General features: G+C 40.7%; 26 protein-coding genes and 1 pseudogene. 5 read left to right on the top strand and 22 right to left on the bottom strand.

The genetic code is table 11. The features are described 5' to 3' along the window. Window positions 1-3 precede the first annotated feature (3 nt). From MSBRM_RS13760 to rpl3p, 20 genes are read right to left on the bottom strand one after another with little or no spacing between them, the layout of a single operon-like run. Window positions 4-528 (bottom strand): 50S ribosomal protein L18, encoded by a 525-nt coding sequence (locus tag MSBRM_RS13760; RefSeq protein WP_048121170.1) that lies wholly within the window; start codon window positions 526-528, stop codon window positions 4-6. 16 nt (window positions 529-544) lie between these two features. After that, window positions 545-997: a 50S ribosomal protein L19e gene (locus MSBRM_RS13765; RefSeq protein WP_048121172.1), complete on the bottom strand. Its 453-nt coding sequence runs from the start codon at window positions 995-997 to the stop codon at window positions 545-547. A 2-nt stretch (window positions 998-999) separates the two neighbouring features. Beyond that, window positions 1,000-1,437 (bottom strand): 50S ribosomal protein L32e, encoded by a 438-nt coding sequence (locus MSBRM_RS13770; RefSeq protein ID WP_048123450.1) that lies wholly within the window; start codon window positions 1,435-1,437, stop codon window positions 1,000-1,002. A gap of 10 nt (window positions 1,438-1,447) precedes the next feature. Further along, window positions 1,448-1,978: a 50S ribosomal protein L6 gene (locus MSBRM_RS13775; RefSeq protein WP_048121174.1), complete on the bottom strand. Its 531-nt coding sequence runs from the start codon at window positions 1,976-1,978 to the stop codon at window positions 1,448-1,450. 17 nt (window positions 1,979-1,995) lie between these two features. Next, window positions 1,996-2,388 carry a 30S ribosomal protein S8 gene (locus tag MSBRM_RS13780; RefSeq protein WP_011305137.1) on the bottom strand — a complete coding sequence of 131 codons (393 nt, stop codon included), beginning with the start codon at window positions 2,386-2,388 and terminating at the stop codon, window positions 1,996-1,998. Between the two features lie 10 nt (window positions 2,389-2,398). Next, window positions 2,399-2,551, bottom strand: coding sequence for a 30S ribosomal protein S14 (locus tag MSBRM_RS13785; RefSeq protein ID WP_048121176.1), 153 nt, complete (start codon window positions 2,549-2,551; stop codon window positions 2,399-2,401). Continuing rightward, on the bottom strand, window positions 2,552-3,049 hold the full coding sequence (locus tag MSBRM_RS13790) for a 50S ribosomal protein L5 (protein WP_048123452.1): 498 nt from the start codon (window positions 3,047-3,049) through the stop codon (window positions 2,552-2,554). 4 nt (window positions 3,050-3,053) lie between these two features. Further along, complete coding sequence (locus MSBRM_RS13795; RefSeq protein ID WP_048121178.1) at window positions 3,054-3,761, bottom strand: 30S ribosomal protein S4e; 708 nt, start codon at window positions 3,759-3,761, stop codon at window positions 3,054-3,056. A gap of 13 nt (window positions 3,762-3,774) precedes the next feature. Next, a complete protein-coding gene (rplX, locus tag MSBRM_RS13800) occupies window positions 3,775-4,125 on the bottom strand; it encodes a 50S ribosomal protein L24 (protein WP_048121180.1) in 351 nt (116 codons plus the stop codon). Window positions 4,126-4,135: 10 nt separating this feature from the next. After that, window positions 4,136-4,534, bottom strand: coding sequence for a 50S ribosomal protein L14 (rpl14p, locus tag MSBRM_RS13805; RefSeq protein ID WP_011305142.1), 399 nt, complete (start codon window positions 4,532-4,534; stop codon window positions 4,136-4,138). Continuing rightward, a complete protein-coding gene (locus MSBRM_RS13810) occupies window positions 4,531-4,860 on the bottom strand; it encodes a 30S ribosomal protein S17 (protein WP_048121182.1) in 330 nt (109 codons plus the stop codon). The genes rpl14p and MSBRM_RS13810 overlap by 4 nt, the downstream gene beginning before the upstream one ends. Window positions 4,861-4,864: 4 nt before the next feature. Beyond that, the gene (gene rnp1, locus MSBRM_RS13815; protein WP_048121184.1) at window positions 4,865-5,197 is read right to left on the bottom strand and encodes a ribonuclease P protein component 1; all 333 of its coding nucleotides are present in this window, start codon (window positions 5,195-5,197) and stop codon (window positions 4,865-4,867) included. Beyond that, complete coding sequence (rpmC, locus tag MSBRM_RS13820; RefSeq protein WP_048121185.1) at window positions 5,187-5,390, bottom strand: 50S ribosomal protein L29; 204 nt, start codon at window positions 5,388-5,390, stop codon at window positions 5,187-5,189. The genes rnp1 and rpmC overlap by 11 nt, the downstream gene beginning before the upstream one ends. After that, window positions 5,390-6,313: a 30S ribosomal protein S3 gene (locus MSBRM_RS13825; protein ID WP_048121187.1), complete on the bottom strand. Its 924-nt coding sequence runs from the start codon at window positions 6,311-6,313 to the stop codon at window positions 5,390-5,392. The genes rpmC and MSBRM_RS13825 overlap by 1 nt, the downstream gene beginning before the upstream one ends. Then, window positions 6,314-6,769 (bottom strand): 50S ribosomal protein L22, encoded by a 456-nt coding sequence (locus MSBRM_RS13830; protein WP_048121189.1) that lies wholly within the window; start codon window positions 6,767-6,769, stop codon window positions 6,314-6,316. A gap of 11 nt (window positions 6,770-6,780) precedes the next feature. Continuing rightward, window positions 6,781-7,191, bottom strand: a complete 411-nt coding sequence (locus MSBRM_RS13835) for a 30S ribosomal protein S19 (RefSeq protein WP_048121191.1) — start codon at window positions 7,189-7,191, stop codon at window positions 6,781-6,783. Window positions 7,192-7,206: 15 nt separating this feature from the next. After that, window positions 7,207-7,923, bottom strand: coding sequence for a 50S ribosomal protein L2 (locus MSBRM_RS13840; protein ID WP_048121193.1), 717 nt, complete (start codon window positions 7,921-7,923; stop codon window positions 7,207-7,209). 10 nt (window positions 7,924-7,933) lie between these two features. Then, entirely contained in the window at window positions 7,934-8,182 is a 249-nt protein-coding gene (locus MSBRM_RS13845) for a 50S ribosomal protein L23 (protein WP_048121194.1), read from the bottom strand. Beyond that, on the bottom strand, window positions 8,179-8,943 hold the full coding sequence (gene rpl4p / locus MSBRM_RS13850; RefSeq protein WP_048156048.1) for a 50S ribosomal protein L4: 765 nt from the start codon (window positions 8,941-8,943) through the stop codon (window positions 8,179-8,181). The genes MSBRM_RS13845 and rpl4p overlap by 4 nt, the downstream gene beginning before the upstream one ends. A 6-nt stretch (window positions 8,944-8,949) precedes the next feature. Beyond that, window positions 8,950-9,963, bottom strand: a complete 1,014-nt coding sequence (rpl3p, locus tag MSBRM_RS13855; protein WP_048121198.1) for a 50S ribosomal protein L3 — start codon at window positions 9,961-9,963, stop codon at window positions 8,950-8,952. Window positions 9,964-10,020: 57 nt separating this feature from the next. Here rpl3p and MSBRM_RS20560 point away from each other — a divergent pair, with 57 nt between their 5' ends. The 3 genes from MSBRM_RS20560 to MSBRM_RS18925 all read left to right on the top strand — a co-directional run bounded on the left by MSBRM_RS20560 (window position 10,021) and on the right by MSBRM_RS18925 (window position 17,756). Beyond that, the gene (locus MSBRM_RS20560; protein WP_155396523.1) at window positions 10,021-10,188 is read left to right on the top strand and encodes a hypothetical protein; all 168 of its coding nucleotides are present in this window, start codon (window positions 10,021-10,023) and stop codon (window positions 10,186-10,188) included. Window positions 10,189-12,478: 2,290 nt separating this feature from the next. Beyond that, complete coding sequence (locus MSBRM_RS18920) at window positions 12,479-15,628, top strand: TIGR04279 domain-containing protein (RefSeq protein ID WP_052712903.1); 3,150 nt, start codon at window positions 12,479-12,481, stop codon at window positions 15,626-15,628. Window positions 15,629-15,953: 325 nt separating this feature from the next. Next, on the top strand, window positions 15,954-17,756 hold the full coding sequence (locus MSBRM_RS18925) for a TIGR04279 domain-containing protein (protein WP_080943751.1): 1,803 nt from the start codon (window positions 15,954-15,956) through the stop codon (window positions 17,754-17,756). A gap of 97 nt (window positions 17,757-17,853) precedes the next feature. On the opposite strand, the pseudogene MSBRM_RS13880 reads toward MSBRM_RS18925, so the two are convergent. Then, window positions 17,854-19,157 (bottom strand): annotated as a pseudogene (locus MSBRM_RS13880) (IS4 family transposase). Between the two features lie 514 nt (window positions 19,158-19,671). Here MSBRM_RS13880 and MSBRM_RS13890 point away from each other — a divergent pair. Then, window positions 19,672-20,190: a hypothetical protein gene (locus MSBRM_RS13890; protein WP_052712905.1), complete on the top strand. Its 519-nt coding sequence runs from the start codon at window positions 19,672-19,674 to the stop codon at window positions 20,188-20,190. On the opposite strand, the gene MSBRM_RS13895 is transcribed toward MSBRM_RS13890, so the two are convergent. Further along, window positions 20,182-21,174: an IS701 family transposase gene (locus MSBRM_RS13895; protein ID WP_048155834.1), complete on the bottom strand. Its 993-nt coding sequence runs from the start codon at window positions 21,172-21,174 to the stop codon at window positions 20,182-20,184. The two genes, MSBRM_RS13890 and MSBRM_RS13895, sit on opposite strands and share 9 nt — an antisense overlap. A 301-nt stretch (window positions 21,175-21,475) precedes the next feature. Between MSBRM_RS13895 and MSBRM_RS13900 the strand changes: the two genes are divergently transcribed. Next, window positions 21,476-21,883 (top strand): hypothetical protein, encoded by a 408-nt coding sequence (locus tag MSBRM_RS13900; protein WP_048156049.1) that lies wholly within the window; start codon window positions 21,476-21,478, stop codon window positions 21,881-21,883. Window positions 21,884-22,129: the final 246 nt, after the last annotated feature.

Genomic DNA, 22,129 nt, shown 5'->3' on the forward strand with positions numbered 1-22,129 from the left:
ACCTTAACTAAACTCAGCAAAGATTTTCTCTTTGGTTGCTTCAAACTGCTCTGGCAGGTCTGAGCTCTCTTCTCTGTATTCAGCAATGTGTTCTCCCCGGATTCTCTCATCCGAAGGGAAAACTTCAGGGCTGCAGGGGACTTCGAAACCCGAGTCAACTATGCCTTTAAGCGCAGCATAAACCCTGGAACCTGCAGAGGAAGCCTGAAGTCCTAGATCCAGAATTCCTCCTTCATACCCCTTCTTCAAGCTTTTAAGCCCGAACAGGAGCCCTGTAAGGTATGCAGCCGTTGTGTTTCCGGTAACCCCTGTGTAACCGTACTTAGCAAGCTCACTCGAAACGGCTGAGGAATAAGTAATATCCCCCTCTGGGGTCGGAGCTATTAACTGGATTTGAACATTTCTTGCACTCTTCCTGACAACCACACGATCCTGCTTTGAGATCAGTAACTTGAGTCTCAGGTGGTAATTAGTGCGTCCTTCTCTTCGTCGTCTAAAAGGAACCTTATATCTCGGTCCTGTTGCCATATTTAGCTCCTCCAGGTTATTTCTTTAACAGTTTTTCAGACCCAAGGTGGGAATTAAGGTGAGCAACACTTCTGTATTCGCCGCCTTTTGCTTTTCTGTAAAGTCTGCAGTACACGGATTTATCAAGTGTCCCATCTGCACGCAGTTCCTTGAGCCTTCTTCTAAGCGCCCGGATCTTTTTGATCCACTGCTCCTTCTTCGGAGTACGGGCTCCTTTTTTACCTTTTCTTGAACCTTGACCTTTACAGTGCCCATACTTGCGTTTGGCAGCAAGAGCTCTGGCTCGGCCTCTGCTGACTCCTTTGACCGGCTTAGCTTTAATAGTGCCTTTCTCAATGAGCCCACGAATATCTTCCCTGGTAATTGCCGACGCGATCTCTTCAGAGGCTTCCGGATTAAGCCATACCCTGTCAAGTCCGCATTCGAGAATTTTGGAGGCTAACCTTCTTTGATTGGCCAGATCTGACATTTTTATTCACTCCTTCCAGGGTTCAGTACTTTAATACCAAGTTCTCCAGCTTTTGTGATAATAACAGCTTTCTTTCTTGAACCTACTGTCGATGCTATCCTAACAGCCTCATAAGAAGGATCAACGAGCTCAAGCTCAGCAACGCTGGAAATAAGCACATCAGAATAACCGGACGGGTGCAGGCCTTTTACTGCAGCAGGACTTCCGTATCCTACCTGGGCATGAGCACCTTTTGAGACATATTTTCTACGCTGTTTACCCTGAGTACCTCTCGGATGCCTCCAGTTGCTGTCAAGCCTCTTAAATTTATGACATGCCGCTCTCTTGAACTGGGGCTTCTTTCCCTTCTGGACCTTTCTCACATTGAATAATCGCCTGGATTCAGAGTCCATATCAAGGGTGGAAACTAAAGTATCTTCTGATTTGAATTCTTCTGCCATCATAACCACCTCAGGGCTTCTGCACAATGTAGATTCCGTCCTGGAAAATCCTCGGGTCGAATCTCTTGATCTTAGTCTTCTGTTCAATATTTGCGGCAGTCTGCCCGACATCTTCCTTGTTGATTCCGGAAACAGTAACCTCATTTCCAGAAACCTTAACCTTTGTCTCGCCAAGGATTTTTGCAATTCTTGGCTTCTTTTCTCCAAGGAAATTTCCGATTACGAGGGTCTTACCATCAACTTTTACCTGCATTGGAAAGTGAGCGTACAGGATAGTCATCTTGCACTCAAAACCCTCATTTACGCCTTTCATAAGGTTTTTGATATGGGAAGTAAAAGTGCCTACCATGGCTTTCTGTTCTTTCCTGGACGATTCCGCGTCAACCTCTACTTCGTCGTCCCTGACGTAGATCTTGATTCCAGGATACCACAGTTTTCTTTCTACAGTTCCCAGAGGACCTGTGGCTGTAAACACATCCTGAGAGAAAGAAACGGAAATTCCTTCAGGAATCTCTATTTTTCTTGCAATTTCCTTAACCATTTCCTGTTCCCTCCAGCTCAGTATACATAAGCAAGAAGTTGCCCACCAATCTTCTTCTCACGGGCTTCGTACTGGGACATAACTCCGCTTGAAGTAGTTATTATAAGGGCGCCAAAGTTCTTTGCCGGCAGGAACTGCTTTTCCCAGCGTTCAAAGCTGCCAGTTCCTACGGAATACCGCGGCTTAATTGCACCGCATTTGTTGACTCTTCCCACGAGGGTGACACTGTAGATTCCGGCTTTTCCGTCATCGATAAACTCGAATTCTCCAATGTAGCCGAGATCTTGCATAACCTTCAACACGTTGCCAATGTTTTTTGAGGCAGGCCTGATAATACAGGAACTTTTCCCAATAGCTTCGGCATTTTTAATTGTGGAAAGGGCGTTTGCAAGAGGATCAAGTAATACCATTTTAATCACCTTATGAATACTTCTCAAAACCCATATCGTGGGCAATTTCCCTGAAACAGTGCCTGCAGAGGTAAATGTCATATTTGCGGATAAGTCCCTGCTTTCTTCCGCACCGCTTGCACACGTTTACTCCTCTTCCGGACTTATTTATAGTCTCTGTCATTTACATGACCTCCACGCCATAACTATCGTTAAGGAAAGCAATAGCATCCTCAACTGTGACCTTGTGGTTGGTCGGGATCTTCCTTGTTGCAATCCTTCTCTTGCAGATTCTTTCTCCAGGGCGCTTAATAACAACTGTTACGTCCATTCCGAAAACCCCGATATTCGGGTCGTATTTCATGCCCGGAAAATCAGTGTGTTCTTCAATTCCGAAAGAGACGTTTCCAAGGGAGTCAAACTGAGACCTGCCAAGAGTCTTATCGACGATACCAAGAGCTGTCTCGAGAAACTGCTGGGCTCTCTGGCCTCTCAGGGTCACCTTGCAGCCTATTGGTTCGTTCTTCTTGATCGAGAAAGCCGGAAGAGTCCTCTTGGCAAAGCACCTGACAACTTCCTGCCCTGTGATAGCTCTGAGGATTTCTTCGGCGTCTACGAGATGCTGGCCACTTTCTCCAACACCCATGTGGACAATTACCTTCTCAACAACGGGAGTGCGCATAACGTTACTCAATTACCTCACCACCGAGCCGGATCTCAGGCTTGTCCTCGCCTATAACAATAACGTAATCTTCAATTGTTTCGAAATCGGTTTCCCCAGAAATCGCGACTGTATTGTGCCTGGAACTCTTAACTTCCCTGATTTCAGTGATCTTTCCGATTTCTCCAGAGTGCTGGCCACCTACTACCATTGCCAGATTGCCGACCTTGAACTGCAGGTGCTTTACTATATGCTTGTCAGGCAATGAGAGAATCAGAGAGTCCTTTGTGCTGTATTCGTTAGAACCCGGAATGTTGGTCCCGTCATTCAGGTTAAGCTGCACCTTTCCTCCTTTGAGGGTAGTCTTGTTGTTGATCCTGCACAATTTGTTAACGTTTGTCGCGTCCAGCTTGTGAAGGGCAAGACGTCCCTTTTCATCCTGGAACATTCTGTATGTTTCATTTATGAGAGGGAGTGTAATTACGTCAAAAAGCCCAACCGGAAACCTGAGGTCTTTCCTGGGGATTCCATCTACAAGAACTTTGCCTTCCGAGAGAATCCTCTTACCTTCCCTGCTATTATCTACAAGCTTGAGAATATCACGAATTATGATTCCGAGCGGAAGACTGCGTGCCTGACTGTGAGGCCCCGGGTGAGTGGCGGAGACCCACTTATAACCTTTTTTCCCGGCCTTCCAGCTTCTTGGAATTGATAATCTTTTCTGGTGTGTCACAAAATCACCTGCCTCACTTCTTAATACTTGATGCTCTGCGCCCGTCCTTCATTTCCAGTTTTGTGATCATAACATTGGAGGGGTATATAGGTCTTGGGACTTCGGTGTCATCCACCTTGGTGGAAATAACTCCGTCCACAGAAATTGTGCCGTCCTGAAGCGAAACGGTCTGGACCTTTCCTTCAGTACCCTTATAATCTCCACGCATGACCTTCACGGTGTCTCCCGCTATAACTGCGGCGCTCCTTGTGCCATACTCTTTGGAGAGTTCTTCACTAAGCTTTGCGCCCATGAATTTCTGTCTGACGTGCAGAGGCGCATTATATCTTGCCTTTCTCTGCTTTCTAGGCTGTTTGGATACCATTTTCGCCACCTCAGACAATGATAGATGCTGTGGTCCCGATCTTGGGGTACCTCTCAGCTACTTCTCTTGCTATAGGACCTTTTATGTCCGTACCTTTTGGAATCCCTTCTTCATCCGTAATTACCATTGCATTGTCCTCAAAGGACACACGCAACCCATCCGGACGGCGGAACTCCTGCTTCTGGCGAACCACTACTGCAAGGAGAACCTGCTTTCTCATTTCTGGTGTACCTTTTTTTACTGAGACGACGCACATGTCCCCAATTCCTGCGCAGGGCATTCTGTTCTTGACCCCTCTGTACTTCTTGACAGAAATAATCTCAACGACCTTGGCTCCGGTGTTGTCCACACAGGGAACCTTGGCGCCTGCGTTGAGAGCCCTTGGGATGTTGGAGCGTATGCCTTTCATTTGGGCACCTCCGCTTTAACTACCACATAGGACTTCGTTTTGCTTATACGTCTGCATTCTGCGATCGTAACGATATCCCCGACTTTTGCTGAAATGCAAGGCGGGTTGTGTGCGTGAACCTTTGAACGTCTCTTCTCGTATCTCTGGTATTTCGGCACCAATTTCATGTATTGCCTTTCAATAACTACCGTATTGTCCATCTTGCTGCTAACCACGGTGCCCACAAGGATTTGACCCCTTACTGAAAGTGTTCCGTGGAAGGGACAGTATAAATCATTACATTCTTCTGATGGCGCCGGTATGTTTAATCCAATATCTTTTGCCATGAGTTTAGCCCCATTTGCGTAACTTTTTGATGTTCTTGATCCGATTTTCGGGTTGTGAGAGCAGCAGGTTTCCCTGAATTTTAACGAATGTATCGGATCTGCGGCCTTTTTCTGAGAGCTCGGCAGGGATTCGGAAGAGAAATTCCGAATCCGCCTTTGGAATCTTCAGTTCCCGCGACCTTGAGTTTTCTATGATTAACAGATTTTTCGTTTCGTTAATCACCCGGCCGCGGATTCCTATCAATGCTGGATTAGTGGAACGAATCACCTGAATTTCGAGCCCTATCAGTTCATGGTAGATAAGGGTCGAAGGTAGAATTTCCACTTTAGATTTCATTTAGCTCATGCTGAATTGTCTTTATCCGAGCAATCGTTCTCCTGATTTCTCCGATTCTTCCCGGGTTTTCAGGAGCTCCACCTGCGGAAGTAAGGGCACGTTCCCTGACCAGTTCACTGTTAAGGTTCTCGAGTTCGTCAGCCCGCTCCTCAAGTGACATGTCTCGAATTTCTGTGGGTCTGAGGATTGCCATTATTCCTTAGCCTCCTTATGAACCCTTGCCATGGGATGCCAGTAGTCGTAACCTTCGTGCTTGTGTTGCCAGACTCCATTGACCTGTCTTCGAAGTTCTTCTGAGCCTTCAACCTGAATGACTTCAGCCTCTTCAATGTCTTCTGCTACTTCAGCCTGGGGTTCTTCCTCGGCTTCTTCAGGCTCTGCAACTTCAGCTGCTTCTACTGGTTTCTCAGGTACTGCTGCAGGAGTTTTGGATTTTGCCGCACTTTCCTTTTTAGGAGCTTCGGCAGGTTTTTCAGCAGGCTTTTCTGCAGGCTTTTCTACAGGTTCAGTTACAGGCTCACTTGGTTCCGTAGTAGTGTATGAGTCAGGCAAGACAACGTCTGGCTGAATGATCCTGACTTTACAGCCAAGGGTCCCGAGCTTTTTGACTGCTACTGCAAATCCTTCGTCTACTACTTCCTGCACAGGATTTCCAGAGTGCTTTATGTACCCGTCAACGAATTTTTCAACTCTTGACCTGGCACCCGTAAGCTTTCCTGAGATTACGACTTCACAGCCAAGTGCACCTGCATTCATAACTGCCCGAATTGTGTTGTGTCCGGCCTTCCTGAAGTACCAGCCTCTCTCAATTGAAGCTGCAAGCCTTGAAGCCATCATCTGAGCATTAAGTTCAGGTTTCTTAACTTCCTGAGCATCAATCTGCGGGTTTTCGAGGTTGTACCTAGCTGCTACATCTCTGGTAAGTTTTCGGATGACCTTCCCGGCTTTTCCGATTACCATTCCAGGCTTTTCAGAATAAATAACAATTTGGGTGCCCATTGGGGTCCTGTTAAGCTCCATACCGCCATATCCAGCTCTATTCAGCTGTTCTGCGAAATACTCGTCCATGGAGGCTTTGACAAAACCATCACTGACGAATTTTCTTTCTATTGCCATTTAGCGCACCTCGGAAAGAATCATCTCGATATTTACAGTGTCTGTGTCTTTGGGTGTTGCCCGCCCTCTGGCTCTTGGCATAAACCCGTGAATTACCCTCCCGCGCTGAATTGCAGCGTGAGTAATATACATATTTGAGGGTTCAAGACCCTTGTATTCGGCATTGCTTTCTGCATTCTTCAAGATCTTGAGGATCTCTTTTGAAGCACTAACAGGGTACCTGCCTGCAGCCATTGGACCCTTTCGGTGTCCTGTTCCATCATGATGTCTTTTGAAGGGAACTGCCTGCTTTAAAGCAATTACATCTTCTAAAAACTTTCTTGCTTCAGGAACCTTCATACCCTTAATTTTGCAGCAGACTTCACGGGACTTTTTAGGGGAAATATGGAGTTCAGAACCCATAGCTTTAGAGGTAATCTCAGGGTCTCCTTTAACTGAATAATTAATTCTTGCCATTCCCTTTCACCTCATTTCAGTGGCACGAACTTGCTTGAACGGGTTGCTCCCACACCGGCACTGCCATGTGAAACCCTTGACCTTGAGGGTGCGAATTCTCCGAAACGGTGCCCGATCATTTCAGGCTGGAGGTCTACACTTACAAAGCCTTTCCCATTATGAATTTCAATAGTCTGTCCGATCATTTCCGGAAGGATAATTAGGTCTCTGTGATGAGTCCTGACCTTCTTTCCTTCTTTGAACTCGTGCAGGACTTTTTTCTGTCCTTCTGTGAATCCGCGTTTGATGCTCCTACGTTCTCTTGAAGGCAGGAGTTCTGCAAACTCTTCAAGACTCAGTTCCTGAAGTTCTGAGACGGTTTTCCCGCGGTAGGTATACTCACCCTTTCTCTTTGGTAATCTTGATGATGATTTTTTAGCCATAACGAATACCCCTCATCAGCGCTTCATTCCGGTCCTTCTAGCTGCAATCAGTCCGACCTTCCTTCCAGGCGGAGCGTTTCTGCTAACCGTTGTTGGCTTGCCCGGGTGCTTCCAGGCACCTCCACCGAATGGGTGGTCAACTGGGTTCATGGCAACTCCTGAAACCCTGGGATACTTTGCAGCTCTTGTTTTCATTTTATGGTACTTTTTTCCGGCTTTGAGCCATGGCCTGTCAACACGACCTCCGCCTGCAACGATACCAACAACTGCTCTGCACTTAGGATTAAGCCATTTAATGTTACCTGAAGGCATTGCCACTGCAGTCCTGTTAGGCTCATGGGTTACGATAGTTGCGTATACACCGGAAGAGCGCACGAATCTGCCACCATCATTTGGCTTTGACTCGATATTGCAGATAAAGAAACCTTCAGGCACCTTTCCTATAGGAACTATATTTCCTGGCTTGACATCGGCATCGTCTCCGCACTCAATTGTGCTCCCTACTGCAATTCCTTCCGAGGCAAGCAGGAGAAGTTCTTCCCCAGTTTCAAAGGCAACTTTTGCTATCGGAGCTGAGCGAGCAGGGTCGTGCTCGAGATTAATGACTTTCCCCTGAATCGACGTGTTCTCGTCAACACGGGGGTGCCTCAGTTCTGCCTTGTACTTGTGAGAAGGAGCTCTGTAGGTAGGAGTACCTCTACCCCTATTTTGTGATATGATTCTTTTACCCATACATCACACCTCACATCAGTCCTATCCGGGTTGCAATCTCGTGTGCCGATTCAGGATCTTCGAATGTCAGGATTGCTTTTTTCGTGCCCTTCATGGTGGTCATGGTTCGCACGGACTTTACTTTGAACCCGTACAGTTTTTCAACATTTACTACGATCTGCTTTTTGTTTGACCTGGTATCCACGATAAACTGGAGCTTGTTTTCATCAAGCAACATCATCGCTTTTTCAGTAACAAAAGGATAATTAATGGAACTCATTGGAATGCACCTTCCAGTTTTTCAACTGCGGATTCTGTCCAGATAGTAAGGCGCCCTGCGTGAGTGCCAGGTGCGAGCAGTTCAGCATTCAGTGAATCCACTGTTACAACATCTACCCCTGAGAGGTTTCTTGCAGCCTTCAGGATAGGGGCGCTTTCCCCTGCAACAACAATAAGGACGCTCTTTTTGTGCTTGTATTTCCTACCTCTGAGCTTTCCGCGGCCGGCTCTGATGTGTCTTCCATATTTTGCCCTGAGCACGTCTTCGTAGACTCCTATAGCCTGCAGGAATTCTATTACCTGCTTTGTCTTGTCCAGGTCCTCAAGAGCGTTTTCCGTAACAATCGGAAGCTCGGCTTCAAAGATGTGGCCTCTCAGGCTCACGAGAGTCGGATCCCTGGTTGCTGCGATTGCAGAGCGGATTGCATAGCGGCGTTCTTTGGTGTTGACTTTCTCGCTTCTGTCGGCTTCCGGTTTTGGTGGGTGAGCTCTTCTTCCGCCTCTTGCATGCGGGACTCTTGCAGCTCTGCTGCTGTTTACGAGCCTCGGAATATGGGACGCACCTCGCCCTGAACCCCAACCTCTTGCGGAAGTTTCCATGCCTGCATAGAGACGGGGACCGTAGGGTTGAAGCCTGTTTGCCTGTGCCGCAAGCACTGCCTTTTTAATCAGGTCAGGTCGGTAATCCACATCAAAGACGTCTGGAAGCTCAATCTCCCTGACAACCTTCCCTGTAAGGTCTATTGTTTTTGCTGTAGCCATTTCACTTCACCCCTGCTTGGATTCCCTGCTTATGTGAAGGATATTTGGTTCGCCAAGGTCGGCTTTCTTTGCCCTGATAGGGTCTCTGAGTCTGATAAGCCTTTTTGAAGGTCCTGGAACGCTGCCTTTAATCAGCACATAATCCCCACGGACAAGGCCATAATTGATGAAGCCGCCTTCTGGAGTGACTTCTTCCCCATCAGATCCAATCTTAAGAATGCGCTTATTGAACTCAGTTCTCTGGTGATATCCTGTCTGACCCATCTGCGGGACTCTCCAGGATACACGGCGAAGGCCGAAGCCACCAAGAGTACCGATCTGCCTGAGACTGCCCTGTCTGGAGTGCTTGCCTTTCATAAGCTGGGTGCCCCAGCGCTTGGCAGGACCCTGAGTCCCTTTTCCGATAGTAATTGCAGCTGTGTCAACAAGTGTTCCGGTCTTAAAAACATCGGTTATGCTTACAAGGGTACCGAGGATTGATTTTGCGTACTCGAACTTGGTGTTGAGATCCCGAGCGCTAATTCCAGACTCCATGATATCTGGAGTCTTTTTGGGAACCCCGGTAAGGCTCTTTGGCAGAGTATAAGTAACTGCCTTGATATCGCTTACCTTTCCGTCTTCGATCATTTTACCGATATTCCCAAGGGTTTCAGCCATATTCTCTCCTTTTGGTACAGGGATCCTGCGTTTGAGTTCAGGATCAAGGTCTGCTGCCCAGACCTCAGCGATTGCCTTTTCTCCGGTGGTATCTTCTGCATAAGCCCGGATGGCTGCTACCCTTATTGCGGGAGTTTCGATGACAGTTACGGGTACGGAGATTTCCATACCCTGGGTAAGGCTGTTCTTTATGTCATCAACCATGATCACGTGGGTCATGCCCACCTTGTACCCTGCAAAACCCTGTAGCCTTGGTTCACCTGTAGCCTCCGGCCAGGCTCTGAACCGTGGAATGTGGCTCTTTGCCCTTTTACGTGGACTAAATGCGAGGGAACCTCGTTTTGGTCGGTGTATGCTTGCCATATTTCTACTCCGTAAATTTCAATTGAAATGCCAGCCCCTCCGGTCGGCCCAACGTGAGTGGCAAAAGAAAAAATACACTGGATTCCCCGAACGCTACCAGGTGGGGAGGGATGTCTTTCAGACCTGCCTGGCACATATGCCTCGAGCAGACCAGAGCTTTATGCTCCCGGTACCCTAATTCCTTCAGGCATCTGCAATATCCGATCCTCTTCCCAGCTTGTCTAGCAGGAGCATACTCTTAGGATCGATTTTACGATCCTGGCAGACCCAAATCCAGGCATCCGGCTCTGATTTGAAACATTCAGTAGTCTGATTTGAAACTTCAGTATGTGGTAACCTGATTTTAAATTCAGTTCCCTGATTTGAAACTTCAGTATTCAGTAACTGCAACCGCAACTCATCGAAAACCTGAACAGCTTCGTGCGATTATAGGCGTCTCAGGACGCCAAAAGCGGGCGTTTCAAAGCATTGGCCCTTTAACACTCATGTTGATCCGACTTTTCTCACTGGATTTATCTTCAATGCAGGAAATCTTCCGTAAAGCACGGTAGAAAACCTTATCTCCCGGAAACTTCCAGGATGTTAGCATTAAGCATCACATTGATCTGATTAGATAATTTCAAGCACTAAAATGCGTGAATTTTCATCTCGCATGTACTTTGCCTTTACATAGCAGATCTAATATATAAAGCCTTTGCAGGGCGAGAAGAGAATTCAGAAAGAAGAATCCATTGCAAGAGAGAACAAGAATAAATAGAGAAAAGAGTTCGAGCTTATATTTCCTCAATCGAAGATTTAAAATATGGGATTACAGTCGACAGAATACCAGCTGTACTTATGCCAGCAAAAACTGATAGACCAACTTGATGTACGTTATATAAACTGGCCTGTGAGTAATAGATAGTATCACTATTTATCTTTAATAGAGTGATTATAACAGAGTGTAGACAGATATTAGTGTACAATATTATATTAGTGTACAATATTATATGCAAACTATTATGCTAGATATTATATGCGAGCTTGTAAATTATAATAGGCTAGTTTAAAAATATTTTAAAAGTTAAGTGGAATCCGTTAATTGAAGTTTATATTTAATTTTCCAATTAAGTTTTAGATTCCAGAATTCTTGTTGTAGATTTCTGATTAATGTCTTGAATTTTATATAGACTTTTTAGTCTGAATTCGAATACTTGCTCGTAGATTATAATTCAAGTCCTGATACTATAGTCCTCCTGTATTACGTAGATATTAATGGAGAAACACTGTTAATCCGCTCATTTTCGGATACTGAGAGGCAGTGAAGAGTGCAGTAAACAGCTTTTTTCTCTATGTTTTTCAAGACAATAAATTCATTTCCACAAACAGGGCAAATTTTTTTTATGTAAACATTTCTTATATAATTCATTGGACATCACCACTTTTTACACTTAGCTCTGGCACTGATTTTTTTGAAGAATTTAAAATCCTTTTTAGTATAAACTAAAAATAAAGAGTTACTCAAGCTGTAACCAGATAACACCATAAGAAAAACTGGTGGATTAGATCAGCAGGTTTCTTTATTTTTACTCATTTATGACTATAGGATTTCATATATGATTATAAATAGCAAATTAAATAGGTAAATAGTTTCAAGAATCACAATTTCTAATAAATAGTACATTTCAATTTAAATTAGTATGTGCCCTGTTTTTAGATGTTTTTACCCTGAAATTGAATTGTTGGCAGCCTCGAAGATTGGAGTATTTATTACTCGCCACCTGTGCCAATATAATAAAACTGAAAGCTCTGTTATGATAACTAAAAGTTTGGTATCTATTGCCTTGTCTGAGACAGTTGCCCCAGTGTCTATGAAATTATTACAGAAAATATGATTATTGGAGACATTCACCAGCAGGTCAACCAGTGATCTGTAGAAAACCTAAATCTGAAAGTAAAATTTCTTTTTAACCCAGATCAGAGCCAAAAGGAAAATTTACTATGGAAGTTTGAATCAAGAAAGAAGAGTTTAAGTAATGAAAAGTCAAGATAGGTAAACTCAGGACTCCTAATAATATTATTATTAATACTATATAATTCAAAGATGAAGAAATTTGAAAAATGAAAAGACGTTTACAGAAGATATTTATCTAAAAATATTAAAATCATTTTAAAATTCCCTTAAAATCTTTGTAATAAAAAAAATTATCGTAATAAATTTGCAGAATAACAAATCATGCTAAAATAAACTTAAAATCACACATAAAAACGCGTAAAGAAACATTGTTACCACTGTGCTGTTAAAGAATAAAAAAATTTGAAAAATGAAAAGACGTTTACAGAAGATATTTATCAAAAAATATTAAAATTGTTTTAAAAATTTTTTAAAATCTTTGTAATAAAGGAGATTTATCTTAATAAATTTACAGAATAATAAATCATGCCAAAATAAAACTTAAAATCACATATAAAATGCATAAAGAAACGTAAAAACTCAAATTTAAGCAGAAAAGAGGATAATTAAGGGGTGCACTGATTGAAGAAAAAAACAGGAATTTATAATGAAATATTTAGCAGAAAGTGGAGATTAATCTTCATTACTCTGGTTCTAATTTTTTCAGTAATTTCAATATCAGCTACAGGAGCGGGAAGCCAAACCAACAGCCAGGCAAGAGACAAAGTAGTACATGAGTCAAACATTGGAGTAAGTAACGAGACAGAAGATAATTATTTGTATTATATAGTAGACGAAAATTATACCGAAGTTAATTGCTTTGACTGCATGGAAAATGATGAAGATAACAATACAAAAGATGATTATTCTTCCTGCACAAAAAGTGACAAAAATTATACCGATAAATGCTCTTACTGCATAGAAGATGAAGAAAATCTTGAACAAAAAGTAGGAGAAAACAAAAGTAAGGAAAATCAAGAAACAGGAGAAAATAATACTAAATTAGAAACAGGAACAGGAAAAAGTACAGAAACAAAAGAAAAAGTGGAAAATAGTACTAAATCAGAAACAGAAAAAAATACAACAACTCAAAAAACAGTAGAAAATAATACTAAATCAGAAACAGGAACAGAAGCAGGAAAAAATACAACAACTCAAAAAACAGTAGAAAATAATACAAAATTAGAAACAGAAACAGGAAAAAATACAACAACTCAAGAAACAGGAGAAAATAATACTAAATCAAAAACAGAAACAGAAGCAGGAAAAAATACAACAACTCAAGAAACAATAGAAAATAATACTAAATCAAAAACAGAAACAGAAGCAGGAAAAAATACAACAACTCAAGAAACAATAGAAAATAATACTAAATCAAAAACAGAAACAGAAGCAGGAAAAAATACAACAACTCAAAAAACAGTAGAAAATAATACAAAATTAGAAACAGAAACAGAAGCAGGAAAAAATACAACAACTCAAGAAACAATAGAAAATAATACTAAATCAAAAACAGAAACAGAAGCAGGAAAAAATACAACAACTCAAGAAACAGGAGAAGACATTGAGCAAGAGACTGACCTAGCTGACTCTATTTTACATTACAAAGTGTATAAAATAGAAGAAAACAAAAGTAAGGAAAATCAGGAAACAGGAGAAAATAATACTAAATCAAAAACAGAAACAGGAAAAAATACAGATAGCAAAGAAAATATCAAAGGAAATGAATCAAAAAATTCAGAAGCTAATGTATCTAATTTGAAATATAAAACAATAACAGTAAATGAAACAGTTGAAAGGGAAAACAAATCAGAAAGTAACGATACAGATAGCAAAGAAAATATAAAAAAACGATCAAAAAATTCAGAAGCTAATATATCTAACTGGTATAAAACAATAACAGTAAATAAAACAGTTGAAAGGGAAAACAAATCAGAAAGTAACGATACAGATAGCAAAGAAAATATCGAAAAAAACGAATCAAAAAATTCAGAAGCTAATGTATCTAACTGGTATAAAACAACAACAGTAAATAAAACAGTTGATCAGGAAAACGAATCAGAAAGTAACAATACAGATAGCCAAGAAAACATCGGAGAAGATAACCAAAAAAGTTCAAAAAGTGGTGGGTCTAACTGTAAATGCAAAATAATAGCATCAAATAAAACAGTTGCTCAAGAAAATGAATCAAAAAGTTCAGAAAACAATGTATCTAATTTGAAATATAAAATAATAACAGTAAATAGAACCATCACCCAAAACAATACCAAAACGAAAAATGAAACAAAAAATGAAACAATCAATGAGTCGAAAAGTCTGAAAAGTACAGAAGTGGAAACTAAAAATAGAACCAAAACCTCAAATGGGATCTCAAACGAAACTTCAAATGGAACCTCAAACGGGACCTCAAATGGAATCTCAAACGAAACTTCAAATGGAACCTCAAATGGAACTTCAAACAGCACAAAAAGTGTGGAAAGCGAAGTATTGAGCCCTGAAGTAAACTGGACGGTGGCAAGTCAGGAAGTAAATAAAATAAAAGTATATAATTGGACAGGCAGTCAGGGAAACGAGTCTGTAACACCTAAGGTAAAAACCGAGAGAAATAGCTGGAACAATATTAAATTTATACTGTCGTATTCATATCCACTTCGTTCGTTTTATACCACAAAAGACAATGTGAATATAAGTTATAATGGACCTGGAACTTTAGGGCAGCAGAAAGTAGACATTTACCTCATCAAGGAATACAGCCCGAGTTCTCCGGAAAATGAGATTTTATATGGTACAAATAAAAGCACGATTAGTCTTGAAGATGTCTTAAACAATGATACAGAAGCTTATGTAAAGATACCTGCGACCCTGAACAAAGAAGGAGACCTTACTCCCCTGACACTGGACCCTCTTCAGGCAGGCCACTACTGGATCATTATGACCCCTGCAGGAAACGAAACGGAAAAAACAGGATCGGAAAAAGAGGTTCTTTTAGCAAAATATTTTGAAGTTCTCAAATACCAAATGGAAGACAGATCTCCATATGCCCTTCAAGAAGGCAAAAACTTAGACGTTAACCTGGATCTGAAGAATGCGACCGCTGAGAAGAATTATACTTACTGGGCTATAATGATAAAAGATGGTGCCTATACAGCATTTGAAGGCACAAACCCAAGATGGAGAATGAACACCGGAATCAGACCTATCGTGAACGGAGTTGACCTTATCAAGGTTTTGGAAACCAATTTGAGTAAATATGAATCCAAAAACGGAAAAGATGAACTTCAGAATGAGATCCAGACCCTTATAGGGAAAGATAACGGTACGATAAGCATAGGTGAGAAAACCCAGAGTAACCTTTCCCTGAAAAGTTTGGAACTTCCCCCAGGAGACTATCTCCTCCTTACAGGAACCTATGGAAATAATGAAGGCTTGACAGGTATAACCCAGAAAAAACTGAGAATATCCCCCAAAAGCTTATCTGGATTAGGCTTGAACCCCAGCTCAGAAAATACCTTCGGTGATGAATCTTCAAAGAAATTCAAAGCATCTCCACTTATGGAAATTAAGTCTCTTCTCGAAAATCCAAAATCATTCATACTCGAAGATGTCAAGCCATATATTCAAGCAAACTCATTAGCAGAAGTCTTACGAAATCCTCCAAAACTTCCCTCCTTCTTGTTGGGCTTTGCAGTAACCCTACTGGTAGGATTCGCAGTGCTGAGGAAAAAGAAATGAAACCTATACTAGATCCAGAAAAAAGCTGGAAAATCCCCATCCAGTTATAACAAAAATCAAAAGTCTTGAAAAAATTGAGAGAAGGAATGTAGAAAACTACAGTCCTTTCTCTTTACAGCTGGGTACAAAAACCTGTATACTGAACAGGTTTTACTGCAGAATGCAAGATACAAAAAAGAAAAAATATATAAACCAGTTTTATTATTTGCTCACATATCTGTCTAGAATTTTTAATTAGTCCAGGTATAAGAAATAGACCATAATATACTATTCAATGACAATACCTTTCTGGTTAAAAAAACATAAAAAGGAGAGGTTGGAGAAATTGCTTTCTGAAGAAATTAAGCTAATGAAGCCCATTTTCACATTTATCGAAAATCAAGAGAATAAAGAAAGTTTGAGACTCCTGTTTTTGCTTCCTGTTTTCCTGTTCCTGATTATTTCTCCAGGAGCAGCTGCATCAAGCAACTGGGAACTTAACCCCCAAAATCCCGTTGTTGGGGATATGATGACAATAAAAGGAACCGGTTTTGAGGGAGATACTGCAAAAGTGCTGGTATCCTTCGAAAAAGATGTGGAGGTTCAGGATGGAGAATACGAGTACTTGCTTGAAGATGTAGTAATTCCCTCCAGCTCCTACAATAGTTTTACCGTGCAGGCAGAAGGAGTAGAGGATCTGAATGTGAGAGCAAAAATGCTCTTATGGTTAACTAAAAGCGCAGAGACAAAAGACGGCACTGTTACCGTTTCCCAGGCAAATGTTCCACCAGGAACATATAAGATAAGAATTGACGGAAAGGCAAGTGGTTCTAGTGTCAAACTCAAGATAACAGCCATGCAAGAGATAGAAGTAGATTCTGATGGAAATTTCAGCTATCAATATAATACTAAATCCATACCTGCAGGCGATTTTGCAGTAAATGTTGAGGGCATTACAAAGCAAATAGAATTACAGACATCAGAAAGCCTTTCTTCGGAAACAAACTCTTCGGAACATAACTCGAGTGAAGAACAAAATAAAGAAAGTCTGCCTTCAAAAATGAACTCATCGGGACAGAATTCAAGTGAAGAAAAAGATAACGAAAGTTCTGGAGATACATCTGAAATAAAAATATATGACTGGACAGACAGTCAGAGAAACGAGTCGGCAATAACTGGGATAAAAACAGAGAAAAATAGCTGGAACAATCTGAAATTTATATTGTCATATCCTTATTCTCTTCGTCCGTTTTATACCGTAAACGAGAGCTTAAAGTTAAGCTACTATGGACCTGAAACTTTAGGACAGCAGAATGTGGACATTTACCTCATTAAGGAACACAGTCCGTGTTCTCCGGGAAAAGAGATTTCATATAGTATGAATGAAAGCACGATTAGTCTTGAAGATGTCTTAAACAACGATACAGAAACTTATGCCAAGATACCTGCAACCCTGAACAAAGAAGGAGACCTTACTCCCCTGACAATGGGCCCTCTTCAGGCAGGCCACTACTGGATCCTTATAACCCTTGCAGGAAACGAAACGGAAAAAACAGGATCGGAAAAAGGAATCCTTTTAGCAAAATATTTTGAAGTTCTCAAATATCAAATGGAAGCCAGAACTTCATATAACCTTCAAGAAGGCGAAAACTTAGAAATAAACCTGGATCTGAAAAATGCACCCGCTGAGAAGAATTATACTTACTGGGCTGTGCTGATAAATGATGGTGCCTATACAACATCTGAAAACACAAACTCAATCTGGACGACCACCAAAATAAGGCCTATTGTGAACGGAATTGACCTTATCAGGAATTTGGAAACCAATTTGAGTGGAAATGAATCTGAAAATGAAAAAGACGACATTCAGAACGAGATCCAGACCCTTATAGGGAAAGATAACGGTACGATAAGCATAGGTGAGAAAAACCAGAGTAACCTTTCCCTGAAAAGCCTGGAACTTCCCCCAGGAGACTATCTCCTCCTTATGGGAGCCTATGAAAATAATGAAAGTCTGGCAGGCATAGACCAGAAAAAGCTGAAAATATCCTCCGAAAATTCGTATGGATTGGACTTGAAATCTATATCCGGAAAATACCTCAAGTATATCTTCAATGGAGTTAAGAGCCTCTCCGCTTATGTGAATTAAGTCCATTCTCAGAAACTTAAAATCACCCCATTTGTCATCGGTTAAGGATTCATTTCCTTCTCCTGTTATTCATTTTTGAACCCAATTCTTTCATTTTTTATTCAAACCATTCATCTCTAAACCTTTCTCTGTTTACATGTGGATCTAATGCTTGACTTTCATATACGCTCATTATCGTTTCAAAAGTTCTTTGAATTCCACACATATATAGAATTACTGTCAACAAATCTGATGCATTTTCTGCAAATATTGTACTCCAACGTAACTGTGTATATCTAGCCATTTTTTTAGGATAAGTTATTGAGTTTCTTACAAGAGAATAAATTCTTCTGCTAACGATTAGTGTCAATATTGCTGTCCAGATTAGAGCTTCAATTACCTGCACATTCTTTGTTTCAAGAACGTCCAGCGCATATTTGCTTTTCAATTCCTTAAACAACAGTTCTATGTCCCATCTTGCTCCATATAGGTTTGCAATGTCTTTTGCATTCAAAATATCTTTCTGAATATTTGTGATATAAATATGGTACTTTTCATCCTCGTCATTATAGACTGCAACAAGACGTACAATCATCTCATCCTGTTTTTGTTTACCTTTGTATGCTCTTCTTTTAAACTATATTTTCACAACAGCATCAAGATCTTTCCCAGAAAGTTGTTTAATGCATTCACTAACAGTTTTTCCAGCGAACTCCTTGCTTTTTGTTTTAGAAAGTCCCACTTCAACAGAAACAAGAATAGGATCCATATTTTTCCTTATTCTCGAAACAAAATATCCTCCATTTTCCTTAACCCTTGCAAACATCTGAGTTTTGTAAAAACCAAGATCAACAAGCAGAATACGATCTTTGATCCAGGGACCTATTTTTAATGTTTTGATCTCAGCTGTTTTTTCAGAATACAGGGCAACTGTTTTAGGTTCGTTAGCAACTGCGCTTACCATAACCCCCACTTTTATGCCTGCAGCTACTTTTCTTGTCCTTACCGCTGGAAACTTATCTGCTAAAGAAGAGTGAAGACGAACAATTGTACTGTCCTGAATGAGAACATCCTGGAAGTTTTCGAGTTTTTTGCTAAGTTTTCTTCCAGGATCTTTTGCAAGCTCCTCTATGCCGTGAATAACACACTGATGAAGAAACTCAACAAGTTCTGGAGTAAAACGATAGTATCAGCTGCTATCACTTATTGTTTTTTGTGACTCAGTTTCATATTCTCGTTTTAAACTGGCAAGTGTACGCTGCAAGCGTACACCAAAACTCAGAGTTAAAACCCAATAATGACAGGGTCAATTTTACGTTCACGTACTATAAGACCAGTTTCTTTGGCAGCTTGCCTTAACCACTCTTCGGGAAACATTTTCCGAAGAGAGTCTTCAAGAGTAGGTGGGAAACGAGGAGACATAGATTCAAAGAGTATAATATTAGTATAAAAACATATACAGGAGATGGGATTTAATGCTTAACCAATGACCAATGAAAATCACTCATATCCAAAGATTTCAAGCATACCTTCAGGCAAACTCATTATTAGAAGTCTTAAGAAATCCTCCAGAACTTTACTCCTTCCTGTTAGGCTTTGCAGGAACCCTACTGACAGGGCTTGCGGCACTTAGGAAAAAGAAGCAAGCCCTGATAAAAACCGAAAAATCGGAAAAAAATTGAGAGAAAGAATGTAGAAAACTACACTCTTTTCTCCTTATGATCTGACATAAATGTCTGTATACAGAGTACGTTATACTGAAAGCAGCCAGGAATACTAAAAAGTAAAATATATAAACCAGTTTTATCACTTATTATTATATCTATCTAGAATTTTTATAATTAGTCCACATTATGAGACATAGGCCATAATACAACTATTTAATGGATAATAGCCTTTTCAGTCAAAAAAATACCAAGAAGAGAGGTTCAAGAGATTGCTTCCTGAAGAAATTAAGCTAATAAAGCCAGTTTTTACATTCATCAAAAACCCTAAGAACAAAGAAAGTTTGAAACTCCTGTTTTTGCTTTCTGTTTTCCTGTTTCTGATTCTTTCTCCAGGAGCAGCTGCATCAAGCAACTGGGAACTTAACCCCCAAAATCCCGCTGCTGGAGATATAATTGAGATAAAAGGAACCGGTTTTGAGGGAGATACTGCGAAGGCACAGGTATCCTTCGAAAAAGATGTGGAGGTTCAGGATGGAGAATATGAGTATCTGCTTGAAGATGTAGTAATTCCCTCCAGCTCCTACAATAGTTTTACCGTGCAGGCAGAAGGAGTAGAGGATCTGAATGTGAGAGCAAAAATGCTACTGTGGATAACTAAAAGTGGAGAGGCAAAAGATGGCACTGCTACCGTTACCCAGACAAACGTCCCTGCAGGAACATTAGGAGTTACGCAGTTGGCTCCTAGCATATTGTTTTTTCCAAACTTTCAAATATTTGAATTAATTTAACGTGTATTGGGGATTCCTTAAGTATTCTGTCACTGCCACTCTTCTAATTTTCATAGCACTTTCAAACCAGGATATTCCACTTTTGATTCTTTGTAATTCCAGTCTAAGAAAAGCTCTTAATGAGAACATTATATGTGCTCTTTGTGATTCTTCCTTTCTTGCCTGACATTTTTCGACACCACAGAACTGTTTTATTCCCCTATGATATTCCTCAATTTTCCATGACTTCTTTGCCAAATCTTCACGTTTTGCTTCATCCATCTCTTGCACATCTGTAACCCAGTGTTGCGTGTCTCCATTTTTTGAAACTATCCTAAACACCTTTACAAATCCATATGCTTTGAGGTGAACCACACGTCCTTTTGGAGGAATATCTACTGTTTCAAGTGGCACATTTCCCTTGTTGTCAGGATTTACCAAACGATTATTTTTCAATCTTGTAAGGAAATGCCACTCTTTCTGTCTAATGGCTTTAAGGTTTTTCACACTTGCATACCATGTATCAAATAAAACGAATTTGGGATTAAAACCACGTTCTTCGGCCTTGTCAAGCATATCACGGAAATGGTCATTCTTTGTTTTGTCGTCTACATCGATGTTATAAATTCGAAAATCGATAGGTATAACGGTTGTACCGTCAGTCCAAACTAAGGTAACCAGGCCTATTCCCTTTACAGTACGATGATGTTTTCCACTCCACATACGACGAACAAAAGCAATTTCTTCTGCGTATGGTTTATCTAATGTTGAATCATCAACAATTAGGTATCCTCCCTTAAGCTTGACATAACTTTTTACTTCCTCCCATAGTGCTTCCGTGTCTGGAGGTTGCCTTTGAAGGCAACGAGTAAAAGCATCATGAGAAGGAGCATTAGCTATGTCTGGATAACATCTAGCAGCTTCAGTACAGCTAAAAACGTTAGAAGCCGCAATGAGAAAATTAATGTAGTCAATGTCGGTACACTTAGGTGGATTTATGTCCATAACTCCGTACGTTTTTAGAGAAACACTAAGCCATAAGTATATTTATAAAGATATCAAGTTTTCGGCATTTTAACTGCGTAAGTCCTAAACATATGAAATCAGGATCGACGGAAAGGCAAGTGGTTCTAATGTCAAACTCAAGATAACAGCCACGCAAGAGATAGAGGTAGATTCTGATGGAAGTATCAGCTACCTATATAGTACTAAGTCTATACCGGCAGGCGATTTTGAAGTAAATGTTGGAGACACTGCAAAACAGGTAGAATTACAGTCTGAAGAAAACCTCTCTTCGGAACAGAACTTGACTGAAGAACAAAATAACGAAAACCTGACTTCGGAAACAAACTCTTCGGAACAGAACTTGACTGAAGAACAAAATAATGGAAGTTCTGAAGATACATCCCAGAAAGAGCTGAAAACATCTGGTGGAAATTCTCAAAGAGCGAGCTTGATATCCAGCTCGGAGAATTCTACTGGAGACAATATCACTAATATTTCTTCAGTGACAAACAAAATATCTTCGCTTATGAGAATTAAGTCCATTCTCGAAACTCCAAAATCATTCATAGCCGAAGATATCAAGCCATACATCCAGGCAAACTCATTATCAGAAGTCTTAAGAAATCCTCCAAAACTTCCCTCTTTCCTGTTAGGCTTTGCAGGAACCCTGCTGATAGGGCTTGTGATACTGATGAAAAAGAAAAAGTGATAAATTAAATAGAAGACTAGACTGGAAAATTTCCATTCAGCCTTAACAAAAACAGAAAATCTTGAAAAAAAGATTATGAGAAAGGATGTAGAAGCCTACAATCCTTTCTCTTTACAGCTGAATGCAAAAACCTGTATACTGAATACGTTTTTCTGCAAACAGTCAGAATACTAAAAAGAAAAATATATAAACTAGTTTTATTATTTGTCTTTATATCTGTCGAGAATTTTTATAATTAGTCTAGAT

Source organism: Methanosarcina barkeri MS, from assembly GCF_000970025.1.
In the GTDB taxonomy this organism is placed as follows: domain Archaea; phylum Halobacteriota; class Methanosarcinia; order Methanosarcinales; family Methanosarcinaceae; genus Methanosarcina; species Methanosarcina barkeri.

Excerpts from the sequence above, each read along its gene's own strand:
- rplX (WP_048121180.1), bottom strand. The coding sequence starts at position 4,125 with ATGGTATCCAAACAGCCTAGAAAGCAGAGAAAGGCAAGATATAATGCG.
- MSBRM_RS13830 (WP_048121189.1), bottom strand. The coding sequence starts at position 6,769 with ATGGCAAGAATTAATTATTCAGTTAAAGGAGACCCTGAGATTACCTCT.
- MSBRM_RS13835 (WP_048121191.1), bottom strand. The coding sequence starts at position 7,191 with ATGGCTAAAAAATCATCATCAAGATTACCAAAGAGAAAGGGTGAGTAT.
- MSBRM_RS13895 (WP_048155834.1), bottom strand. The coding sequence starts at position 21,174 with ATGGACATAAATCCACCTAAGTGTACCGACATTGACTACATTAATTTT.
- rpmC (WP_048121185.1), bottom strand. The coding sequence starts at position 5,390 with ATGGCAATCCTCAGACCCACAGAAATTCGAGACATGTCACTTGAGGAG.
- rpl14p (WP_011305142.1), bottom strand. The coding sequence starts at position 4,534 with ATGAAAGGCATACGCTCCAACATCCCAAGGGCTCTCAACGCAGGCGCC.
- MSBRM_RS13840 (WP_048121193.1), bottom strand. The coding sequence starts at position 7,923 with ATGGGTAAAAGAATCATATCACAAAATAGGGGTAGAGGTACTCCTACC.
- MSBRM_RS13810 (WP_048121182.1), bottom strand. The coding sequence starts at position 4,860 with ATGGCAAAAGATATTGGATTAAACATACCGGCGCCATCAGAAGAATGT.
- rnp1 (WP_048121184.1), bottom strand. The coding sequence starts at position 5,197 with ATGAAATCTAAAGTGGAAATTCTACCTTCGACCCTTATCTACCATGAA.
- MSBRM_RS13825 (WP_048121187.1), bottom strand. The coding sequence starts at position 6,313 with ATGGCAATAGAAAGAAAATTCGTCAGTGATGGTTTTGTCAAAGCCTCC.
- MSBRM_RS13765 (WP_048121172.1), bottom strand. The coding sequence starts at position 997 with ATGTCAGATCTGGCCAATCAAAGAAGGTTAGCCTCCAAAATTCTCGAA.
- rpl3p (WP_048121198.1), bottom strand. The coding sequence starts at position 9,963 with ATGGCAAGCATACACCGACCAAAACGAGGTTCCCTCGCATTTAGTCCA.
- rpl4p (WP_048156048.1), bottom strand. The coding sequence starts at position 8,943 with ATGGCTACAGCAAAAACAATAGACCTTACAGGGAAGGTTGTCAGGGAG.
- MSBRM_RS13785 (WP_048121176.1), bottom strand. The coding sequence starts at position 2,551 with ATGACAGAGACTATAAATAAGTCCGGAAGAGGAGTAAACGTGTGCAAG.
- MSBRM_RS13845 (WP_048121194.1), bottom strand. The coding sequence starts at position 8,182 with ATGAGTTCCATTAATTATCCTTTTGTTACTGAAAAAGCGATGATGTTG.
- MSBRM_RS13770 (WP_048123450.1), bottom strand. The coding sequence starts at position 1,437 with ATGGCAGAAGAATTCAAATCAGAAGATACTTTAGTTTCCACCCTTGAT.
- MSBRM_RS13760 (WP_048121170.1), bottom strand. The coding sequence starts at position 528 with ATGGCAACAGGACCGAGATATAAGGTTCCTTTTAGACGACGAAGAGAA.
- MSBRM_RS13790 (WP_048123452.1), bottom strand. The coding sequence starts at position 3,049 with ATGCGCACTCCCGTTGTTGAGAAGGTAATTGTCCACATGGGTGTTGGA.
- MSBRM_RS13775 (WP_048121174.1), bottom strand. The coding sequence starts at position 1,978 with ATGGTTAAGGAAATTGCAAGAAAAATAGAGATTCCTGAAGGAATTTCC.
- MSBRM_RS13780 (WP_011305137.1), bottom strand. The coding sequence starts at position 2,388 with ATGGTATTACTTGATCCTCTTGCAAACGCCCTTTCCACAATTAAAAAT.